This is a genomic window from Nonomuraea sp. NPDC050536 (assembly GCF_044457685.1).
Lineage (GTDB): Bacteria > Actinomycetota > Actinomycetes > Streptosporangiales > Streptosporangiaceae > Nonomuraea.
Map to the genome: position 1 here is coordinate 325,359 of NZ_JBITHD010000003.1, position 20,649 is coordinate 346,007.

General features: G+C 68.9%; 17 protein-coding genes and 1 pseudogene. 8 read left to right on the forward strand and 10 right to left on the reverse strand.

Features of this window, described 5'->3' with window-relative positions; translation table 11 throughout:
• Window positions 1-23 precede the first annotated feature (23 nt).
• The 5 genes from ACIBHX_RS11515 to uraD form a co-directional block, all read right to left on the reverse strand.
• Entirely contained in the window at window positions 24-497 is a 474-nt protein-coding gene (locus ACIBHX_RS11515) for a (2Fe-2S)-binding protein (RefSeq protein WP_397066551.1), read from the reverse strand.
• Window positions 497-1,357 carry an FAD binding domain-containing protein gene (locus ACIBHX_RS11520; RefSeq protein ID WP_397066553.1) on the reverse strand — a complete coding sequence of 287 codons (861 nt, stop codon included), beginning with the start codon at window positions 1,355-1,357 and terminating at the stop codon, window positions 497-499. The genes ACIBHX_RS11515 and ACIBHX_RS11520 overlap by 1 nt, the downstream gene beginning before the upstream one ends.
• Before the next feature lie 5 nt (window positions 1,358-1,362).
• The gene (gene pucL, locus ACIBHX_RS11525) at window positions 1,363-2,223 is read right to left on the reverse strand and encodes a factor-independent urate hydroxylase (protein WP_397066554.1); all 861 of its coding nucleotides are present in this window, start codon (window positions 2,221-2,223) and stop codon (window positions 1,363-1,365) included.
• A 4-nt stretch (window positions 2,224-2,227) separates the two neighbouring features.
• The gene (locus tag ACIBHX_RS11530) at window positions 2,228-2,518 is read right to left on the reverse strand and encodes a hydroxyisourate hydrolase (RefSeq protein WP_397066556.1); all 291 of its coding nucleotides are present in this window, start codon (window positions 2,516-2,518) and stop codon (window positions 2,228-2,230) included.
• Window positions 2,519-2,582: 64 nt separating this feature from the next.
• Window positions 2,583-3,062, reverse strand: a complete 480-nt coding sequence (gene uraD / locus ACIBHX_RS11535) for a 2-oxo-4-hydroxy-4-carboxy-5-ureidoimidazoline decarboxylase (protein WP_397066557.1) — start codon at window positions 3,060-3,062, stop codon at window positions 2,583-2,585.
• Window positions 3,063-3,214: 152 nt separating this feature from the next.
• Between uraD and ACIBHX_RS11540 the strand changes: the two genes are divergently transcribed.
• The 7 genes and pseudogenes from ACIBHX_RS11540 (at window position 3,215) to ACIBHX_RS11570 (ending at window position 15,893) form a co-directional block, all read left to right on the forward strand.
• Complete coding sequence (locus ACIBHX_RS11540) at window positions 3,215-4,717, forward strand: PucR family transcriptional regulator (protein WP_397066559.1); 1,503 nt, start codon at window positions 3,215-3,217, stop codon at window positions 4,715-4,717.
• Between the two features lie 37 nt (window positions 4,718-4,754).
• Window positions 4,755-5,597 carry a deoxyribonuclease IV gene (locus ACIBHX_RS11545; protein WP_397067069.1) on the forward strand — a complete coding sequence of 281 codons (843 nt, stop codon included), beginning with the start codon at window positions 4,755-4,757 and terminating at the stop codon, window positions 5,595-5,597.
• Window positions 5,598-5,664: 67 nt separating this feature from the next.
• A pseudogene (locus tag ACIBHX_RS11550) lies at window positions 5,665-5,883 on the forward strand (amidohydrolase family protein); the annotation flags it as partial.
• Window positions 5,884-5,893: 10 nt separating this feature from the next.
• On the forward strand, window positions 5,894-6,598 hold the full coding sequence (locus tag ACIBHX_RS11555; RefSeq protein ID WP_397066560.1) for an alpha/beta fold hydrolase: 705 nt from the start codon (window positions 5,894-5,896) through the stop codon (window positions 6,596-6,598).
• Window positions 6,599-6,998: 400 nt separating this feature from the next.
• Complete coding sequence (locus tag ACIBHX_RS11560; protein WP_397066562.1) at window positions 6,999-14,840, forward strand: RHS repeat-associated core domain-containing protein; 7,842 nt, start codon at window positions 6,999-7,001, stop codon at window positions 14,838-14,840.
• Window positions 14,841-14,894: 54 nt separating this feature from the next.
• Window positions 14,895-15,182 carry a hypothetical protein gene (locus tag ACIBHX_RS11565; RefSeq protein WP_397066563.1) on the forward strand — a complete coding sequence of 96 codons (288 nt, stop codon included), beginning with the start codon at window positions 14,895-14,897 and terminating at the stop codon, window positions 15,180-15,182.
• Window positions 15,183-15,767: 585 nt separating this feature from the next.
• On the forward strand, window positions 15,768-15,893 hold the full coding sequence (locus ACIBHX_RS11570) for a hypothetical protein (RefSeq protein WP_397066565.1): 126 nt from the start codon (window positions 15,768-15,770) through the stop codon (window positions 15,891-15,893).
• A gap of 6 nt (window positions 15,894-15,899) precedes the next feature.
• On the opposite strand, the gene ACIBHX_RS11575 is transcribed toward ACIBHX_RS11570, so the two are convergent.
• On the reverse strand, window positions 15,900-16,916 hold the full coding sequence (locus ACIBHX_RS11575; protein ID WP_397066567.1) for an ROK family transcriptional regulator: 1,017 nt from the start codon (window positions 16,914-16,916) through the stop codon (window positions 15,900-15,902).
• Window positions 16,917-16,989: 73 nt separating this feature from the next.
• Between ACIBHX_RS11575 and ACIBHX_RS11580 the strand changes: the two genes are divergently transcribed.
• Window positions 16,990-18,150 (forward strand): MFS transporter, encoded by a 1,161-nt coding sequence (locus tag ACIBHX_RS11580; protein WP_397066568.1) that lies wholly within the window; start codon window positions 16,990-16,992, stop codon window positions 18,148-18,150.
• Window positions 18,151-19,331: 1,181 nt separating this feature from the next.
• Here the strand turns inward: ACIBHX_RS11580 and ACIBHX_RS11585 are convergent.
• From ACIBHX_RS11585 to ACIBHX_RS11600, 4 genes are read right to left on the reverse strand one after another with little or no spacing between them, the layout of a single operon-like run.
• The gene (locus ACIBHX_RS11585) at window positions 19,332-19,529 is read right to left on the reverse strand and encodes a hypothetical protein (protein WP_397066570.1); all 198 of its coding nucleotides are present in this window, start codon (window positions 19,527-19,529) and stop codon (window positions 19,332-19,334) included.
• Window positions 19,526-19,693 carry a hypothetical protein gene (locus tag ACIBHX_RS11590; RefSeq protein ID WP_397066571.1) on the reverse strand — a complete coding sequence of 56 codons (168 nt, stop codon included), beginning with the start codon at window positions 19,691-19,693 and terminating at the stop codon, window positions 19,526-19,528. Before ACIBHX_RS11590 ends, ACIBHX_RS11585 begins: the two co-directional genes overlap by 4 nt.
• A complete protein-coding gene (locus ACIBHX_RS11595; protein WP_397066572.1) occupies window positions 19,681-19,851 on the reverse strand; it encodes a hypothetical protein in 171 nt (56 codons plus the stop codon). The genes ACIBHX_RS11590 and ACIBHX_RS11595 overlap by 13 nt, the downstream gene beginning before the upstream one ends.
• A complete protein-coding gene (locus ACIBHX_RS11600; protein ID WP_397066573.1) occupies window positions 19,848-20,588 on the reverse strand; it encodes a LytR/AlgR family response regulator transcription factor in 741 nt (246 codons plus the stop codon). The genes ACIBHX_RS11595 and ACIBHX_RS11600 overlap by 4 nt, the downstream gene beginning before the upstream one ends.
• Window positions 20,589-20,649: the final 61 nt, after the last annotated feature.

The following is a 20,649-nucleotide window of genomic DNA, read 5'->3' on the forward strand; positions in this document are numbered from 1 at the left end:
ATTGGTTCCCTCGCTTCGCTCGGTCACTGTGCGGCAGCCTTTCGCGTGGCGGCCAGCCGTACCGCGTCGAGGATCTTCTCGTAGCCCGTGCAGCGGCAGAGGTTGCCCGCGAGCGCCTCGCGGATCTCGGCGTCGGACGGCCGGCCGACGCGGGAGATGAGGTCGTGCGCCTGGACGATCAGGCCGGGCGTGCAGAAGCCGCACTGGACCGCGCCGCACTCGACGAAGGCCTCCTGGACCGGGTCGAGCCGGTCCCCGTCGGCCAGCCCCTCGACGGTGCGCACCTGCCTGCCCTCGGCCTGGCCGGCGGCGACCAGGCAGGAGCAGACCGGCGTGCCGTCCAGGTAGACCGTGCAGGAGCCGCACTCGCCCTGCTCGCAGGCGTTCTTCGAGCCGGGCAGCCCGACCCGCTCGCGCAGCACGTAGAGCAGGCTCTCGCCCTCCCACACGTCGTCGACGGTCTCGTCGCGACCGTTCACGGTGAAGGTCACGCGCATCAGGCGGCCCTCCTTCCCAGGTAGTCGTTCCACGCCCAGCCGAGCGTGCGGCGGGCCATCACGCCGACGGCATGCCTGCGGTAGTCGGCGGTGCCGCGCACGTCGTCGATCGGCGAGGCGGCGCCCGAGCACAGCTCGCCGAAGCGGCGCAGCACGGCCTCGTCGAGCGGCGCGTGCCAGTCGGCCTCGTCGGCCAGGAACGCCTCGGCCTCCAGCGCCCTGCGCGGGGTGGGCGCGGCCGAGCCGATCCCGGTGCCGACCCGCCGTTCCTCGGGATACAGGGCGATCGCGAACGAGCAGACCGCGATGACCATGGCGTTGCGGGTGCCGACTTTCGAGAAGTACTGCGGGCCGCGCGCCGCAGGCACGCGGATCGCCTTGATGAGCTCGTCCGGCTCCAGCGCCGACCTCTTCACGCCGAGGTAGAACTCGTGCGCGGGGATCAGCCGCACCCCCCGGTCGCGCGACTCCACCTCGACCACCGCGTCTCCCGCCAGCAGCGGCGGATGGCTGTCACCGGCCGGCGAGGCCGCGCCGAGGTTCCCGCCGACCGTGCCGCGGTTGCGGATCTGCGGGGAGCCGACGGTCCTGGACGCCTGGGCCAGCCCGGGCATCGCCTCCCCCAGCTCGTCGATGATCCGCGTGTACGACACGCCCGCGCCGATCCGGTAGCCGCCCTCGTCCACGGACCAGTCCCGCAGCGGGGCGACCTGGTTGAGGTCGAGCAGCGCGGGCGGCCTGTGCACGTCGAAGTTGATCTCCACCATGACGTCGGTGCCGCCCTGGATGGGCACCGCCTCCGGCTGGTCCGCCTTGGCGGCCAGCGCCTCCGCCCACGTGGTGGGCCGCAGGAACTCCATGTCACTCACTCCCAGGCGAAGCCGGCGTCGGGCGCGTCGTCCCGCAGCACGGTTCCCTCGATCAGGCCGTAGGGGCGGTCGGCGGCGTAGTAGACCTCGTTGTCGTTGTCCAGGCCGAACGGCGTCAGGTCCACCAGGAAGTGGTGCTTGTTCGGCATCGCGAACCTGATCTCGGCCAGGTCGTCGCGCGCGTTCAGCGCCCGCTCGCCCATCGCGTAGAGCGTCTGCTGCAGGGACAGGCTGTGGGTGCCGGCGAACGCCTCCAGCAGGGCCCGCCGTACGTCGTCGTAGGACTTGGCGAAGTCCGATCTGTCCGACAGGTGCCGCCACTGGGCGGTGACCGCGGTGGCCAGGACGCGGTCGGTGGTCGGCTGCAGGGTGGTGTACTCGTCGACGATGTAGCCGTGGAACTCCGAGCCCGTGGAGTTGAGCACGACCAGGTCCTTGAGGCCGGAGACGACCGTGGTGCGGCCGTCGCGGTCGTGGTGGACCAGGCAGGTGCGGACCTCCGTGCCGTTCCTGACGAAGGAGTGGTCGCCCGCGCGGTCCCACGCGTACTCCTCGATGGCGACCCTGGCGTGGTGGATGGTGGGCTGGGTGGACACGAAGTGCCTGGCCAGCAGGAGGGCGAAGTCCTCGATCTGGTCGGCGCCGTGCTTCCTGGCCAGGGCGTAGACGGTGTTCTTCTGGCTGTCGGTGGGCAGTACGGCCGCGTTGCTGCCGGTCAGGTGGACCTCCTCCATGTCGCCCGACAAGGAGGAGGAGACGTTGAGGTCCTTGAGGTGGTGCACGTCGCCGTCCCTGACGACGCGCACGAGCCTGGTCTCCGCCTTGCCGTAGCGGTTGGGGCCCAGGATTACTGACACGGGGCTAGCTCCCTCGGTAGGTGGAGTAGGCGAACGGGCTGATCAGCAGCGGGATGTGGTAGTGGCGGCCGGGGTCGTCGACCCGGAACGCGATCACGACCTCGGGGTAGAAGGAGCTCGGGAGGTCGCGGAAGGTGACGCGGTGGACGCCCGTGCCCGGGTTCCAGCCCTTGATCCGGCCGTCGGCGTCGGTGCGGCCCTCGTGCAGGACTTCGCCGTCCCTTTCCAGGCGTACGGCCACGCCCGCCTCGGGAAGCCCGGTGGCGGCGTTGAGGACGTGGGTGGAGAAGGTCATGAGTCCTCCTTCGTCGGCCTCATGACCACCGTGCTGTGTCTATTGATGACCTCGACAAGCTCGGTCATATGCCCACCAGCTTCGCCATCCGCAGCCGGGTGATCTTGGCGAGCTCGTCGCCGACGACCTTGCGCTCGGCCTCCTCGTCGTTGTCCAGGCGCTCGCGCAGCTTCCCGAGCATCTGCGTGCCGGTCAGGCCGGTGGCGCAGACCAGGTAGACGTGGCCGAAGCGCTCCTCGTAGGCGCGGTTGCCCTCCGCCAGCGCCGGGCGGAGGTCGTCCTCCACGCCCGACTGCTCCTGCCGTGACCACGCCTCCTGGCTGCGCTCGCCGATCCGCGGGTGGGCCGACAGCGCCTCGAGCACGTCGGGCCAGTCCAGGGCGCGCACGGCGGTGTCGGCGGCGGCGGTCAGCTGGGCCAGGTCCCGGAAGGGGCGCCGGGCGGCGACGGTCCTGGCGAAGGCGTGGGAGGCGCAGCAGGCGAGCAGGTCGCGCTCGGCCGCGTCCGGATCCCGCGCGTTGAAGTCGGCGAGCGAGTTGGGCATGTCTGCAGTACACACAGGTAACTCGGGCGCGGTCCATCCGCAAGAACTCCGAAGTGGCCCAGCCGTTGGTCAGGACTTTTCGTGTCATGCTCCAAGTTCGCCGACCGTTAACCTGTAGATAGTCTCGCGGCAAGCGAGGCAAGGGATGTGGTATGCGACTCAACGCGCTGCTGGAGATGCCGGAGCTGGGCCTGTCCACGATCGTCGGTCAGGACGAGCTCGACCGGCCGCTGCGCTGGGTCGTGACGACCGACCTGCTCGATCCCGGGCGCTATCTGACCGGCGGTGAGCTGGTGCTGACCGGGCTGATCTGGCGGCGCACGCCCGATGACAGCGAGACGTTCGTGGCCGCGCTGGCCGCCGCCGGAGTGTCCGGGCTGGGCGCCTGCGAGGCCCGCTCGGGCGACCTGCCGCAGGACCTGATCGAGGCCTGCCTGCGGCACCGGGTGCCGCTGTTCCACGTGCCGCAGGCGCTGGGGTTCGCCGAGGTCACCGAGCACATCGTGCGGCGGCTGTCGGGCGCGCGCGCCTCCGACGTCAAGGCGGTGCTCGACCGGCACAGACAGCTGGTCGCCGGCGCAGGGCTCGACCCGGTGCTCGCGATGATCGGCCGTGACCTGGGCATGCGCTGCTGGGTGCTCACCCCGTCGGGGCGGCTGGTCTCGGGCTCGCACGCGCTGCCCGAGCAGGCGGCGCGCGACCTGGCCAAGGCGTTCCTGACGGCCAAGCGGCTGCCGTGCGTGCGCGGCGGCTACACGATCTTCCCGGTGGACGAGCAGACGACCTCGCGGGTGGCCGACTGGTTCGTGGCGTTCGAGGGTTCCTTCGACGACTGGACCGAGGAGCGGCGCGCGATGGCCGGGGAACTGGCCGCGGTCGCCGCGCTCGAGCGGGTCCGCCAGGACGACCGGCACAGTCCCGAGGGACGCATCGCGCAGGAACTGGTCCGCCTGGTCATGACCGACGGCAGGCCCAGCGACATCCTGCCCCGCCTCCAGGTCACCGGCCTGTCCGGCGCCGACGGCTACGTCGCCGTGGCCGCCACCGCCGACGGCGGCCTGCGGCCCGGCGAGCTGCGCGCGGTCGTCAAGGAGATCCTGTACGGCTCGCCCGCCGCGGTCATCGGGATCGTGGAGGGCGAGGCGATCGCGCTGGTGCCCGCCTCGGAGCACGATGCCACGGCCCGCATCCGCGCCGCCGTACACGCCCTGGCTCCCGGGCTGGTCGGCTGCCATCTCACCGTCGGGGTGAGCGGGACGGCGCAGGTCACCGGGCTGCGCGGGGCCGTGGAGGAGGCCCGGTACGCGCGGCGGATGGCCGAGGGGCGGGCCGAGCCCGACGCGGTCGTCGGCCATGACGAGCTGGCCACGCACGTGCTGCTGCTCGCCTCGGTGCCCGACGACGTGCGGCACATGTTCCGGGTGCGGCTGCTCGATCCGCTGCGCTCCTACGACCAGGTGCACCGGGCCGACCTGGTGCGCACGCTCGAGGCGTTCCTGCAGTGCTCGGGGTCGTGGACGAAGTGCGCCGAGCTGCTGCACGTGCACGTCAACACGCTGCGCTACCGGATCCAGCGCATCCAGGACCTCACCGGGCGCGACCTGTCACGGCTGGAGGACCGGGTCGACTTCTTCCTGGCGCTGCGCCTGGGCTAGCGGAAGCCCGGCAGGCCATGGTTCTGGCACGCCTAGACTGGAGCGCGTGAATTCCCTGATCGGCGGGCACGTCTCCGTCGCCGGCGGCCTGGCGACGGGCGGCCTGAAGTACATGGCCGAGATCGAAGCCGAGATGATCCAGGTGTTCGTCACCAACCCGCGGGGCTGGGCGCTGACGGCGGGCAAGCCCGAGGAGGACGCGGCGCTGGCCGAGTCGGGCGTCGTCTCCTTCATCCACACGCCGTACCTGGTCAACTTCGGCTCGCCCAACCCGGAGACGCTGGCGAGCTCGATCGCCATCACCCGCTACACGCTGCGGCGGGGCGTGGAGACCGGGTCCAGGGGCGTGGTCGTGCACACCGGCTCGGCCGTCACCCAGCCGCGCGAGGACGCCTTCCGCCAGCTGCGCGAGCACCTGTTGCCGCTGCTGGACGAGATCCCCGAGGGCGGCCCCGACCTGCTGCTCGAGCCGATGGCCGGCCAGGGCGCGATGCTGTGCGCCACGGTCCAGGACCTCGAGCCCTACCTGGCCGCGCTCGACTGGCACCCGCGCGCCAACGTCTGCCTCGACACCTGCCACGCCTTCGCGGCGGGCCACGACCTGGCCGCCGAGGGCGGCGTCGCGCAGACGCTCGAGGAGCTGCACGCCATCGCTCCCGGGCGGCTGAAGCTGGTGCACGCCAACGACTCCAAGGACGTGTGCGGGTCGAAGAAGGATCGCCACGAGAACATCGGGGCGGGCAACATCGGCGCCCAGCCCTTCGCCGACCTCATGCGCCACCCGGTCGCGGCGGGCGTGCCGATCTGCATCGAGACGCCGGGCAAGGCCCCCATACACCGCGAGGACATCGTCCTGCTCAAGAAGCTGCGCGACGCCTAGCCTTCACTGACCGCCGGCGCGGAGGGCGAGCGCGACGACGGCGGCGTCGGCGGGGCGGCGCACGTCGCGTCCGGTGTCTCTGACGGTGTCGCAGGCGCTGCGCGCCTACACCGCGGGCTCGGCCCACGCCGTGCACGAGGAGCGGCTCAAGGGCACGCTGAGCCGCGGCAAGCTGGCCGACTTCGCCGTGCTGTCGGACGACCTACTGGCCGTGCCGTCGGAGCGCATCCGCGACATCACGGTCGTCACCACCGTGGTCGGCGGAGTTGTCGTACACGATCTGTAGCATCCGGCGGGTGACCGAGTTCGATCTCGACCTGAGCGACGGACGTCGCCTGCACGTCTACGACACCGGCGAGACGGACGCCGCGCTGACCGTCTACTGGCACCACGGCACGCCGAACATCGGCGCCCCGCCCGGGCCGCTCCTGTCCGCGGCCGGGATCCGGTGGGTGTCACACGACCGTCCCGGATACGGCGGCTCGGCCCCTTCCCCCGGGCGCGACGTGGCGTCGGTGGCCGCAGACGTGGCGAGCGTCGCCGACGCGCTGGGCGTCGAGCGGTTCGCCGTCATGGGGCACTCCGGCGGCGGCACGCACGCGCTGGCGTGCGCCGCCCTGCTGCCCGAGCGGGTGCTCGCGGCGGTGAGCGTGGCGGGGCTCGCGCCCTTCGACGCCGACGGGCTCGACTGGTTCGCCGGGATGTCGGAGTCCGGAGTGGCGTCCTTGCGCGCGGCCGCCGCGGGGCGCAGGGCGAAGGAGGCCCACGAGGCCTCGGCCGAATATGACCCCGAGATGTTCACCCCGCTCGATCACGCCGCGCTCTCCGGCGAGTGGTCGTGGATCGGCGAGGTCGTCGGCCCCGCCCTGGCGGGCGGCCCCGGCGCGCTGATCGACGACGACCTGGCCTACGTCTCCCCCTGGGGGTTCGATCCCCGGTGGATCACCGCGCCCGCAACGGTCCATGACATGGCCAGTGGGAAGGCTTTTTCGCGCTGCTAGCCGCTTCTGCAGGTGCTCCATGTCTGCGATGCCGATCCTGGCAGCCATGGGGACGAGGGGAGAACTGGGGATCGATGAGGTCGCAGGCGATGCCGTGCAGCAGGTTCTCACTCCAGCGATAGGAGTCGGCTCCCTCCGTTGGTGCAAGGGGCGCCTCCTAGCAGGTCAGAGCGGGTGAGGTTGCCGCGTGATCACGCAGGGCGTCCGCTTGGTGGCGATTTTGGATCTTGTGGGGCAAATAAGCCGAAGTTAAAGTCTGGGTGTTTTGTGATGCTCTGAGCCATCTGCCCAGGCAGACATGGCGGGGAGCGACGTCTGGCGTCCTCCACGGTCGCCCCTCGTTGGTTCGGAGTGTGACGACGGTATGCGCCGGATGTCGCTGTGGCTTCGTGCAGTAAGCATGATCGTGGCATTTGCGGTGATCATGCCCGGGATGCTGGTGGTTGAATCTGGCTCCGGGTTTGCGGATTCCTCCCTGACTGCTGCCGCGGTGGCGACGGAGCTGCGGTTACCTGCTCAGCAGACGGGTGGCAGCCTTCGCGCGCCGACGTTGGTGCCGACGGACGCTACGCAGGCACTGGTTGATACCCGTTCGCGGGCAGGCACGGCCAAGCCCAGGGGGGAGGGGCTGCCGCTGGATAGCCGTTCTGGCGACAGACGGCCGCTGACCCGCATCATCCCTACGGAGTCGGCCCCGAGGTCGGGGGTTGAGCGGGCCGAGGTGCTAGATCGTGCCTTGATGGGGACGCAGCCGCTCATCGAGGACAGGTATCCGTCCGATCTGTCGCTGGTTGGGACGTTGACTCCGCTGCTGAGCGTGTACGCCGTCAGGCTGGGGGGCGGCTCGTCGGCTGATTTCACCTTCTCCTTCTCCGTGTGCGAGAAGCCGAAGGAAGGCGATGGGTTTCCGGAGTTTCCGCCGCCCACGCCTGTGTGCGTGGACTCGGGTGACTTGGCAGGCGTCGACGCCTGGCAGGTCCCGGCCGGAAAGCTGTCCTGGGGCAAGGAGTATCAGTGGTGGGTCCAAATCACGGACTCTGCAGCTGGGACGGAGGTCACGACCGAGAGGTGGACCTTCCTGACCGGGGTGCGCCAGCCGCAGATCGCCTCCACGTTGGGCCAGATGGGGGCCAACGGTCAGGAGTTCTACCAGCTGACGGGTAACTACCGGACGCAGTTCACCGACGCTTCAGTCGGGAGCTCGGGTTCGGCGTTGTCCGTGGTGCGCACCTACAACAGCCTCGACCCCCGTACCGTCGGTAGCTTCGGGGCCGGTTGGTCGACGCAGTGGGACATGCGCATCGCGCCTGAAACCAACCTCAGCGGGACCGCCACTTTGCTGGTTACCTACCCCGACGGCCATCAGGAGCGGTTTGCCGCCAAGGGCGACGGGACCTTCCAGCCGCCCCCTGGTGACGATGCGACCCTGGCCGAAGTCAGCGGCGGCGGGTGGCGGCTGATGGACAAGACGTCCACCAGCTACGTGTTCGATGCCCAGGGCAGGCTGACCCGCATCACCAGCCCACGCGGGCGTGCCCACGTGCTGGACTACGGCACCGATGGCAAGCTGGCCAAGCTGACCGGCCCCGATGGACGATCGCTGTCGTTCACCTGGGCGGGATCTCACATCGCCACCGTGTCCACCGACCCGGTCGACGGCAAGGCGCTCACGTGGACGTATGAGTACCAGGGCGACAACCTTCTCAAGGTGTGCGCACCCGTGGCCGCACCTAACTGCACGACGTATGGCTACGGCACCGGCTCCCGCTACCGCAACCTCGTCCTCGATTCCGATCCGATTGGCTACTGGCGGTTCGGTGAGGCTACGAACGATCACGCCACGAATGAGGGCAGCGAGGGCGGGAACGGCAGCTACGTTGGTGTCGCCGTTGGACAGCCCGGAGCGCTGCAGGGCACCACGGACACCGCAGCAGGGTTCACCAAATCGTCAGTCCAGCTCCCGAACGACATAGTGGCTCGTCTTCGAGACCGCGTGGCGATCGAGGACTGGTTCAAGACCACCAGCAACGGAGTCATCTTCTCGGCCGCCGAGATCGGCTACCAGTACGGGGCGCTGTGGCCTGTTCTGTATGTGGGCACCGACGGCAAACTCCGCGGCCAGCTCGGCAACATCCAAAACACCGCTGGCAACTGGGTCTACACCCCGATCACCACCGCGGGCCGCGTCAATGACGGCCAATGGCATCACGTCGTCCTCAACGTGGCGGGTGACCGGCAGCAGCTCTACCTCGACGGGCAAAAGGTCGGCGAGCTGACCGGCAAGCTTGCCGAGGAGTACCGCTCCCACGCCTACGTGGGAGCAGGTGAGCGAGGCAGTTCCTGGTCGGACGTGCCCGGCGGCTCCTCCGTCTCCGGCGTGTGGCCGTTCCAGGGCAGCATGGACGAATTCGCGCTGTACGGTCGCCCGCTGGCCGAGGCCGAGATCCAGACGCACTACGCCGCACGTGTGGCGGTAGCCAACAAGCTGGCCACCATCACCCTGCCCTCCGGCCGCCTCTGGGCGAACAACACCTACGACTCGGTCACTGATCGGATCACCACTCATGTTGACCAGAACGGCGGGACCTGGAAGATCGGCGCTTCCCAGTACGACTGGCTGACGGGCGATTCGACCATCACCGTGACCGACCCACGCAACGAGACGATCCAGTACAAGCACGACCGGCTGCGCACCAGCCGGCTGCTCTCGCAAACCGACCAGCTCGGCAAGACCACCAGCTACGACTACGACACAGGCGGCTACCTGGCCAAGGTCACCGACGCCAACGGCAACGCCGTGGAGACGGTCCAGGACAAACGCGGCAACACCATCAGCACCAAGCGTTGCCGAGCCACGAATAGTTGCCAGACCACCTACGCCGACTACTACCTCAACAAGGACGACCCTCTCGACCCCCGCAACGACCGCGTGCTGAAGGCGCGCGATGCCCGCTCGGCGAGCGCGACCGACAACACGTACGCCACGAGCTGGGAGTACAACCAGTACGGCGAGCAGACCAAGCAGACCACACCGGCCACCACGGACTTCCCGAACGGCCGCTCCGCCCTCACCGTCTACACCGACGGCAGCGAAGACGCCGTCGGCGGCGGAAAGACCCCGGCCGGGCTGGTGAAGACCAAGACCGACCCGCGCGGGAGCTCGTGGAGCTACAAGTACACCGCGGCCGGGGATCTGGCGGAGCAGACTGATCCGGCGGGGCTGGTCACGAAGCTGGAGTATGACGCTGTCGGGCAGGTGATCACGCGGACGCAGGTGTCGCAGGCGGAGCCGGCCGGGGTGAAGACGACCTTTGCCTACGACGGGCTGGGACGCGTGCTCACGGAGACCGGGCCGGGGGTGAAGAACGAGGTCACCGGGGTGACCCACACCAAGCAGACGCGCTACACCTACGATGCGGACAGTAACAAGCTGACCGAGAGCGTCGCGGACCTGACTGGGGGTGATGCGGAGCGGACGACCACGACCACGTACGACACGCATGGGCATCCGGACTCGGTGACCGGACCAGAGGGCGGCGTGGTACGCCCCGCGTGGAACGTGTTGGGTACCCCGGACACGGTCACCGACGAGGTCGGGGCGATCTATGGCTTCACCTACACCAAGCGTGGCGAGGTCGAGTCGACGCGGTTGAAGAACTGGACCGGCAGCCCGGTCAATCCGCAGCCGGCCAAGGAGATCGTGCTGGAGTCGTTCGCCTACGACCCGGCCGGGCGGCTGGCGAGCCGGACCGACGCCATGGGGCGCAAGACCTCCTTCACCTACTACGCCGACAACCTGCGTTCGCAGGCGATCGGTTCGCAGGTGAAGCTGAACGGGTCCACCACGCCGAAGGATGTGGTCCTCGAATCCGACACCTACGACGCGGCGGGCAACCCCACCCAGCAGGTCACCGGCGGTGGGATCACCCGCACCGACTACGTCTATGACGCCGCCGGGCGGCGCACCTCGGCCACGACGGATCCGGCCGGGCTGAACCGCAAGACCGTCTATGACTACGACGCCAACGGCAACACCATCCGGGAGACCCGGACGGGTGCGGCCAGCGGTAGCCGTGCTGAGATCATCGAGTACGCCTACAACGCCGCCGGCGTCAAGACCAAGCAGACGGTCAAGAACGGCGCCGATGATGTGGTCACCAGCTGGACGGTCGATGACCGTGGCCTGATCACCACGCTGGTTGACCCGCGCGGCAACGCCAGCGGCGCCAACGCCGCCGACTTCACCATCACCAATCGGTACGACGCGCTGGGCCGCCTGGTCGAGGCCAAGGCGCCGCAGGTGACCGTGGAAAAGTCCGGCGAACCTGCCGCGGATGTACGGCCGACCTCCCGCTACGGCTATGACACCGTCGGGAACCAGACGCAGACCGTCAACGCCGAAGGCCGCACCACCGCCACCACCTACGACAAGGCCGACCGGCCAGTCACGATCACCAGCCCCACCTATACCCCACCCGGCGGCACCGCGATCACGCCGACAATCTCCTTCGGCTACGACGCGGCCGGCCGGAAGACCCAGACCGTCGATCCGCGCGGCTATGTACGCACCGCCGATTATGACGCGCTCGGTAATCAGGTGCGGGTCACCGACCCGGGCCCGTCCGGGCCGGGCGGCAGCTGGGTGACCGAGTACGACTTGGCCGGTGAGCAACTGGCGTCGGTGGATCCGACCGGCGCTCGGGTGGAGGCGACCTACGACGATCTCGGCCGTCAGATCACCCAGACCGAGGTCGAGCGCAAGCCGAGCAGCGCGGCCTACACCACCAGCTTCACCTACAACGACGCTGGTGTGCGGACGAAGGTGGTCGAGCCGGGCAACAAGACCACCTCGATGGTGGTCAACCCGGTCGGCGAGGTGACGTCGGTCACCAACGGGGCCAACAACACCACGACCACCAGCTACGACCTGGCCGGGCGTCCGGTGCGGGTCACCGACGCCACCGGCAACGCCACCGAGAACGTCTACGACCTGGCCGGCCGTACCAGCCAGGTCAAGTCGCTCAACAGCTCCGGCACCGTGCGGCGCACGGCCGGGTTCGACTACGACCTGGCCGGCAACCAGATCAGCCAAACCTCGGGGGAAAACCACACCACCCGCAGCGCGTACGACGCCCTGAACCGGCTCATCTCGATGACCGAACCGGTCTCGAGCAGCGAGGAGATCGTCACCCGGTTCGGCTACGACGCCGTCGGGGCGCGCACCAAGCTGACCGATGGGCGTGGCAACACGACCTGGACGGCTTACAACACGCTCGGTCTGGTCGAGCAGGTGATCGAGCCCGCCACCACCCAGCACCCCGACGCCGCGGACCGCACCTGGACCTATAGCTACGACAAGGCCGGCAATAGCACCAGCACCGCCGAGCCCGGCGGGGTGCGCATCGATCGCACCTTCGACCATCTGGGGCGGCTCACCCAGGAGGACGGCGCTGGTGGGGGTGCGGCCACCGCGCAGCACAAGTACGGCTACGACCCGGCTGGCCGTACCACGACGGTCGGGGACTTCACCCTGGAGTACAACGACCGGGGCCGGCTGACCAAGCTGTCGCAGCCGTCCGGCACCGCCACCACCATGGCGTGGGACGCCAACCGCAACCTGTCCCAGCGCGTCGACGCCTCCGGCACCGCGAACTTCACCTGGGACGGGGCGAACCGGCTGGCGACTGCGACCGACCCGGTCACCGGCCGCGCCTGGACCTACGGCTACGACAAGGCCGACCGGGTCGCCACGATGACCTCCAGCTCGCCGGTCAACACGCAGACCTTCGGCTACGACGATATGGGCCGGCCTGACTCGCAGACGTTGAAGAACAGCAGCGGCACCGAGCTGGCGAAGATCACCTACGGGTGGGACCTGGACGACAACCTCACCACCAAAACCACCACCGGGCTCGCAGGCAACGGCACCAACACCTACGGCTACGACTTCGCCGGACGGCTCACCTCATGGAAGGCACCCGACGGCACCACCACCGACTACGGGTGGGACGCCGCGGGCAACCGCATCAAGGCGGGCAGCAAGACCTACACCTACGACGAACGCAACCGGCTCACCTCCGGCGACGACACCACCTACAGCTACACCGCGCGCGGCACCCTGGCCTCCCAGACCAAGGCCGGCACCACGACGCAGATGACCTTCGACGCCTTCGACCGCCTCATCGCCGACGGCGACGCCCTCTACGCCTACGACGGCTTCGACCGGATCGCCTCCCGGATCAAGGGTCCGGCCAAGACCCTGTTCGCCTACTCCGGCACCGGCAATGACCTGGCCGCCATCACCGACTCCGGCGGCGCCGTCCAGGCCAAGTACTCCCGCGACCCGAACGGCGGTCTGCTCGGCCTGCAGGAAGGCACCAACCCCGCGGCCGGGGCATGGACCGACCTGCACGACGACCTGGTCGCCACCTACAGCGGCACCGTGCTGACCGGCACCACCGCCTACAACCCCTTCGGCGAGGTCACCGCGCAGACCGGCCCCAAGACCAACCTCGGCTACCAGGGCGAATACACCGACCCGGACAGCGGCAAGGTCAACATGGCCGCCCGCTGGTACCAGCCCGGCACCGGCACCTTCACCAGCCGCGACACCCAGACCCAGGATCCGGTTCCGTCGGTGCAGGCCAATCGCTACACCTACGCCAACGCCTCACCCCTCACCGGCACCGACCCCACCGGCCACTCCACCGTCTACACCGGCGGAACCCAGATGGACAGCTGGGGCGGCGGCTCATCCACCAGCGCGGGGTGCAACATGCCCGTCTCCAGCTGGTGCGACGGAGGCGACTTCCACTTCGACGGCATCCATGACCCATGCGAACTCGGCCCCACCTGCTACCCGCAGATGGAAAGCAACACCGTCATGGTCATGACTAAAGAACAGATGAAGATGCGAAACGCCTTCCCCAACGGTGAGGAGATTTGGGACGGCTTCTGGGGGTCCGACCCCAAGATCATCGACCAGATCATCGCCAAGGCGTACAACGACGACGTGCTCGGGATGATGGCGATCTGGGCGAAATACAAGCGGCCCCACAACGCCGGCGGCAAAGCGGCCCCTATAGACATGAAGAGCTGGAATACTTGCGTCAAGAATCATGGCGCCAAGGCGTGCCAGCAGATGCGGGAAGCAGCCCAAAAAACGGCCAAACAGATCGAGGCCATAAAGGCATTCTATGAGAGCTGCATCGATAAGCTGATGTACCCAGAGCTACAGAACCGATGTGAGCAACTTATCGTCCAAGCCGGTTTGAATTCTGACGACATCGTACACCTGGTCAATAACAGATATCTGGCAAAGGAAGACAATTGGCTCGGCAAGCTAATGAAAGATCTTGACGCGTTCTTCTTCCAGGACCTCTACGATTGTTCTCGTGGCAATTATGGTGCCTGCGTTCTGTTCGCGGTTAACTTCATTCCCATCCCCGGTGTTGGCGCTGCCGCGAAGGGCGTCAAATACGCGACAAAGTCTCTTAAATACCTTCCTGGAGTTGAAAAGGTAGCCCGCATTGTGGCGAAGGTGTGTCGTCGGAGCAGCTTCCCCTCTGGAACGCTTGTAGTTATGGCCGATGGCAGCTATAAGGCTATCGAGGATATTCGGATAGGTGATGAAGTTGTAGCAACTGATCCGTCCGACGATAACTCCGAATCCAAAGAGGTCGTCGGACTGAGGTCTAGCACTGGAGTGAAAGATCTAGTAAAGATATCTCTGGTCGTAGACGGCGAGGCGAATCGGCCCGATCGCTCTGTCGTCGCAACTTTCAGCCACCCATTTTGGGTACCATCTTTGAAGAAATGGGTACAGGCAGTCGATCTCCACCCCGGCGAATGGCTCGAAACGTCTGCCGGGGGCCGAGTTCGGATTAGCTCAGTGGCTCGATGGACAGCCACGCAGCAGGTGCATAATCTCACCATTACAGACATGCATACGTACTACGTTCTAGCTGGCGGTACGCCGATCCTGGTGCATAATGCGGGTTGCGATGAATGGGCGGAACTCTTCCAAAAGAACCATGGCGGAGAGATTAAGACATTCTACCCGCCGGATGGTGCCCCGTCGCTCGGTGACTACACGCTTGAACCGAATGAAAGCTGGAAACATCATACTGTGGTGGTAAAGGACGGCCGAGTCTATGACCAGTACACCGGCTCCCACGGGATGCCCATCAATGAGTGGAAGCGAGAGTGGCATTACCATGAAGACATCAACTTCGGGTTCTGATCGATGAAGGCGTCCTTTACGGAGAAGCTGTCTCTGTTCAAAAGGCGGCGGGGCATGTATCTGCTCACCGGGACGTATGGCGAGGTATGTGCGTTCATTGATGGAATGGACCATGCGTCTGGGCACAACCTGATGGACGAATTCAGGTCATGGTTGATAGCTCGCGGCGTTACTCGTCCAGAACTAGCCTGGTGGCTGCTGGTGCTGAATGATCTATTTCCAGGTGAATCAGGAATCGATCCGAAGAGATTCACCAAGGAAGAAAACGAAGCAGCGATCGCGGAGCTCTTCGCTCTCCTTGAAAGCTTTCTTGAACAACGATCCGAAGACAAAGATCCATGATCAGGGCGCGGTGCCGACCACTGTGGCTCGCTGACGACATTGGCCTCTACAAGCCGATACCGCGTCCTGGTTCTCGCTCCAGCGGTCGGCGTCCTCCATGCAGTCGAGCAAGGGCGGGAGCTGTCAGCCCAGCCGCCGTGTCGGCCGATGAGCACCAGGTCGTGGCCGGTCCGTCGGGCGGCGGTGGCGTGACTGCGGCACAGCGAGTGGGCGGTCCACCGGCGTGCGGGCCGCCTCGTTGCTGAACAGGCTGCGGAGAGTGGGGCGGGTAGCGCTGGCCGCCGCTCGGCAGGTCTCCCTCAACGACCGAGGCGCAGTCGCCCGACTGCTGGGCAAGTGCCGACGGGGATGAGCAACTGGAGAGGTTGATGCGCCCCTCCACTGCGAATCCCGCACTTCTACACCATGATGGCGAATCCTCTCATTTCCTCCATCCACACGTGATCATTCTCGAGATCTCGATCCCAAAGGCGCAGGAAGGTCGCCTCCACCTGATCTGGGCAGGCTGGTTCAGGCCCTGCATTCCATGTGCTCTAGCGAAGAAAATCTCCTGTCCTCCTCCTGCACGGCGAGCAGGACAGGGTCGTGCCCAGCTCGCACGGCCGGTGGCTGGCCGGCCGGTGCCCCACGGCGGAGCTGCGGCTGAGCCCCGGCGACGGGCACATCTCCGTCCTCGGCGGCGCTGCTGCCGCGCTGGAGTGGCTCGCCTGACCGGGTTCACCCGAAGACGCGGTCACGGGCCAGGTCGAGCGCGGTCAGCACGGCGCCCTGCAGGATGGCGTTGCCGCTGACCGTGGTGGCCCGCACCTCGGTGGGGGCCGGTGACAGCTCGGCGACCCGTTCGGCCACCAGGGCGGCAAGCTCCTGGCCTCCCGCCCGGCCGGTGACGCCACCGAGCACGACCAGCCCCGGGTCCAGGATCGTGACCAGCGCGAACGCGCCCTGCGCGATCCGGCCCGCCAGCTCGTCCCGCTCGACCCCCTCGGCGGCGGGGGCGTCCACCAGCTCGCAGAACGTGAGATCGCCCATCCGCAGCAGGCCCACCTCTCCCGCGCCGCCCGAGGTGCCGCGGCGCAGCCGGCCGCCGAGCACGACCGCCGCGCCGATCCCGTCGTCCAGCCACAGCAGGACGAAGTCCTCGCGTCCCTTGGCGGCCCCGATACGGAGTTCGGCGACGGCCGCCAGGTTCACCTCGTTCTCCAGCACGGCGGTCACGCCCAGGCGCCGCCGTACCTCTTCCAGCAGGCCGGGATGCCAGCCGGGGACGAAGTTCTCCGACACCAGCTCGCCCGTGCGCGGGTCCACCAGGCCGGGGGCGCCCATCGCGACCGTTTCCAGCGCGCGGCCTCCGGCGGCCAGCGCCACGGCCTCGGCGATACGGGCGCCCAGGTCCCCTTCGTGGGGCAGCGTGATGGAACCGACGGGGGTGCCGGTGATGTCCGCAACGGTGACGTGGATGGCGCCGCGGCGCACGTCCACTCCCGCCACGTGGGCGCGGCCGGCCACGATGCCGTAGACGCGGGCGTTCGGGCCACGGCGGTCCTCGCCCGACTCCCCCGTCACCTCAATGAGCCCGCCCTGCTTGAGCCGCTCGATCAGGTCGGACACGGTGGGCCTGGACAGGCCCGTCAGCTCACGCAGCTGGGGCGCGGTCAGTGGCCCGTGCTCGAGCAGCAGGTCGAGGGCGAGCCGATCGTTGATGGCGCGGGCCATGGCCGGGGTCGCTGTCTTCACGCCTCACATAATAATCAGGAAGCCTACCTGATAGCTCTTTTCATCAGGAAGCCTGCCTGATAATTTCTGCGACATGAGTCACCACCGGGCCCTCGCCGCCGTCTTCGCCGCGCACGGCGCGGTCGCCGGCAGCCTGGCCACCCGCCTGCCGTGGATCCAGGAGCACCAGCACCTGGGGCCCGCCACGCTCGGCCTCGTCCTGCTCTGCCCGTCCATCGGGGCGTTCTTCGGCATGCCGCCGGCCAGCCGCCTGGCCTACCGCCTCGGCGGGCGCGCGGCCACGCGGCTGCTGCTCGCGCTGTGGTGCTCGATGCTCGCCCTACCGGCGCTGGCGCCCGCTCCCGCCTTCCTGTTCCCGATCTTCCTGCTGTACGGCGTGCTGTCCGGGATGTGCGACGTGGTGATGAACGCCCACGCCGTGCTCCTCGAGCGCCACCTGGGCCGCCCGATCATCTCCGGCCTGCACGGCATGTGGTGCGTGGGCAGCCTGGCGGCGGGCGGGCTGGGTGCCCTGGCCGCGCAGGCGGGCATCGACGCTCGCCTGCACCTCGGCGTCACCGCGCTCGGCCTGCTCGCCCTGGGCGGGTGGCTGGGGCGGGGCCTGCTGCCCGACTCCGGCACGCGGGCCGGCCAGCCGGCGCCGCGGCGGTTCGTGCTGCCGTCGCGGGCGATCGCGGCCATCGGCGTCGTCGGGTTCTGCGGGACGTTCGCCGAGGGCGCCAGCGCGAACTGGGCCGCCGTCTACGTCACCAAGGTGACCCACGCGAGCCCCGGGGTGGCGGCCGCCACGTTCACGATCTTCATGCTCTGCATGGCCGGGACCCGGCTGGCGCGCGACCGGATACTCCGGCTGGCCGGGCCCGTCGTGACCGTCCGCACGGGCGGGATCCTGGCCGCCGCCGGAGGCGCGCTCGTGGTCGTCGGCCGCGTGCCCTGGCTGTGCGTCATCGGGTTCGCGCTGCTCGGGCTGGGCGTCGCGGTGATCGTGCCGCTGGTGTTCGCCGCCGCCGGCAACGCGGGCCCCACCCCGGGCGAGGGCGTGGCAGGCGTGGCCACGATCACCTACCTGTCCGGGCTCATCGCCCCCGCCGTCACCGGGTGGGTGGCCGGCGGGCTGTCCTACCCCGCCGCCTTCGCCATGATCACCGGGGTGGCCGTGCTGCTGGCGCTGCTGGCCCCCGTCCTGCGGCCCCGACCCGCCGCCGCCGCTCTACGAGGAGAAGCACGTGTCTGACCCCACGGTCGACGCCGCCCAGGTGCGCCCGCTGACGCTCGTACATGCCACCCAACGCACCGCACAGGGCGCCGACCACCACCGCACACCACCCCACCGACCCGGCGCCACGAAGCGAGGCCGCGGGAACCCAGGACGCGTGCGGTCCACCTAGCGCGCCGCACAGAGCGCCGACTTCCGCCGCACACCGCTCCCCCGACCCGGCACCAGGAAGCGAGGCCGTGAATGCCCAGGACGCGTGCGTGCCATCTAGCGCGCCGCACAGGGCGCCGACCTTCGCTGCACACCGTCCCGCCGACCCGGCGCCTGGGCAGGGGCCGGGAGGAACGTGAGAGCGTCACCCACGCGCCACGTTTCCAGGTGCCGGGGCGGCGAGGGGGTGGCACACCGAGGCCGGGATGCCGAGGGCATGGAGTAACGCCCTCGGCGGCCACGGCACGGACATGCGCTGGGCGCCCGTGGGCACGCGTCCAGGCGCCGGGGCGGCGAGGAGGTGTGCGGTGGAGGGCGGCGACCCTGGGCGGCGGGGAAGGGGGACCGTGGTGCCCGCGATAGCGCGCGTCGTGGATGGCGGGGCCAAGGGCCGCGGCGCCTGGGATGGCGGGCGTCGTGGATGGCAGGCCAAGGGCCGTGGTCCCGGGATGGCGGGCGGCGTGGGTGGCGGGACCACGGACCGCGGTCCCGGGATGGCGGGCGGTGTGGGTGGCGGGACCAAGGACCGTGGTGCCGGGATGCCGAGGCGCCGTGGCGGCGGGTATGGGGCACCGACTCGCCGGAAGCGCCGGATGCGGGTCCTCGGCCGGAGTGCGGTGGGCGGCCGGTGGCGGCGGCCCTGCCGTACAGGAAGAGCCCGTAAAGCACGAGACCGCATGGCAGTGGAGGGGGACGTGTTGGGGCGCCCGCTCGCGCGATCCGGCCGCCCCCGTAGGGCCGGATCGCGGTCCGGTCCGCGGCCACAGCGGGCACCCCTTCACGTACTCGGCAGGCGGGCCCCACCCCCCGGTCGAGGGCCCGATTGCCGTGGTGACCTGCCCCGGTCACCGGTGGAGTCCGACGCATCAGGCCTGTGTTGAGCCGGTTGGCTCGTCCCCCCCAATGCGACGGTGTGGCTCACCGATGGGGAAACACTACGGAGGCGATCTTGAACGTGAAACCCTCTTCACGAACAGCTCGCTGAACGGTCAGTAGTCAGCGCTATACGGAGCGTATATGCGCGACGAGCGGTCGTCCCGGTGCGACGAGCGGCCGTCCGGACGGTGCATCCGGGCCGGCATCCGCCCCGCCTCGCGCGGCACACACCCCGGCGCGACCAGCGAAATCACCACCATCGCGACGAACGAGGAGGTGACCGCGACGGGCGTGCCGTAGTCCAGGTTCACGCCCGCGAACGTGAGCACGGCCCCGACGGCCACCCCGGGACCGGCGAGCCGCCGCCACCAGATCCCGAGCGGCGCAGCGGCGCCAGCATGATGACGAACCCGGCCGCGGCCTCCACCGGGTACCACAACATCGGCCCGCCGTGCGTGGCGATCAGCCCGGCCACGCCCAGGCACCCGGCGGCCGAGGTGACCTCCGAGGCAGTACGGCCAGTATCACGCACAGCGGCTGGACCACCACCGCCCACCACGGCAGCGGCAGCGCGACCACGGCCGACACGGCGCCCACGGGCAGCAGCGCCCGCCGTAGCTGCCTGCGCGTCATGAGATCGTCCCGCGGTGCTGGCGGACGAGTTGCTCGCGCACCTGGCGGGTGTGCCGGCGGCTGACGGTCAGCGTCTCGGTGCCGACGGTCAGCAGCACCCTGCCGCCCTCGAAGCGCAGCTCGCTGACGTGCCGGGCGGAGACGAGGGTGCTGCGGTGCACCCGGATGAACCCGGCGGGCGCCCAGCGCCGCTCGAGCGCGGCCAGCGACATGCGGATCAGGTAGCTGCCGTCGACGGTGTGCAGGCGCACGTAGTCGCCTTTGGCCACGGCGAACCAGACGGCCTGCTGCGGCACGAACCGGGTGCGCCCGCCCAGCTCCACCGGGATGACGTCGTCGGGCCCCTGCTCGGCGGCGGGCGCGGCGACGGCCTCCAGCCTGCGCACCGCCTCGGCCAGCCGTTCGGCCCTGACGGGTTTGAGCAGGTAGTCGACTGCTTCCAGCTCGAAGGCCTGCACCGCGCAGTCGTCGTGCGCGGTGACGAACACCATCCTGGGCGGGCTGGGGAACCCGCCGATCAGCCGGGCCAGGTCGAGCCCGTCCAGCCCGGGCATCCTGACGTCCAGGAACACCCCGTCGAGTCTCTCGCCCGCGCCGAGCATCTGGACCAGGTCCTGCAGCGCGGAGACGGCGTCGGCGGCGGTGATGACGTGCTCCACCCTGGGGTCCTGGCGCAGCAGGTAAGCGAGCTCCTCGAGAGCAGGCACCTCATCGTCCACCGCCAGAACACGAAGCATGATGTCAACGCTGCCTCAAGAACGCCCTGCTCACAAGCGACATGCCAACTTAGGGTAAATT

What these genes read in the sequence shown, in the direction of transcription:
- ACIBHX_RS11530 (WP_397066556.1), bottom strand. Translation starts at nt 2,518, where the DNA reads ATGACCTTCTCCACCCACGTCCTCAACGCCGCCACCGGGCTTCCCGAG.
- ACIBHX_RS11515 (WP_397066551.1), bottom strand. Translation starts at nt 497, where the DNA reads ATGCGCGTGACCTTCACCGTGAACGGTCGCGACGAGACCGTCGACGAC.
- ACIBHX_RS11595 (WP_397066572.1), bottom strand. Translation starts at nt 19,851, where the DNA reads ATGACGCGCAGGCAGCTACGGCGGGCGCTGCTGCCCGTGGGCGCCGTG.
- ACIBHX_RS11540 (WP_397066559.1), top strand. Translation starts at nt 3,215, where the DNA reads ATGCGACTCAACGCGCTGCTGGAGATGCCGGAGCTGGGCCTGTCCACG.
- uraD (WP_397066557.1), bottom strand. Translation starts at nt 3,062, where the DNA reads ATGCCCAACTCGCTCGCCGACTTCAACGCGCGGGATCCGGACGCGGCC.
- ACIBHX_RS11600 (WP_397066573.1), bottom strand. Translation starts at nt 20,588, where the DNA reads ATGCTTCGTGTTCTGGCGGTGGACGATGAGGTGCCTGCTCTCGAGGAG.
- ACIBHX_RS11580 (WP_397066568.1), top strand. Translation starts at nt 16,990, where the DNA reads ATGAGTCACCACCGGGCCCTCGCCGCCGTCTTCGCCGCGCACGGCGCG.
- ACIBHX_RS11560 (WP_397066562.1), top strand. Translation starts at nt 6,999, where the DNA reads ATGATCGTGGCATTTGCGGTGATCATGCCCGGGATGCTGGTGGTTGAA.
- ACIBHX_RS11520 (WP_397066553.1), bottom strand. Translation starts at nt 1,357, where the DNA reads ATGGAGTTCCTGCGGCCCACCACGTGGGCGGAGGCGCTGGCCGCCAAG.
- ACIBHX_RS11565 (WP_397066563.1), top strand. Translation starts at nt 14,895, where the DNA reads ATGTATCTGCTCACCGGGACGTATGGCGAGGTATGTGCGTTCATTGAT.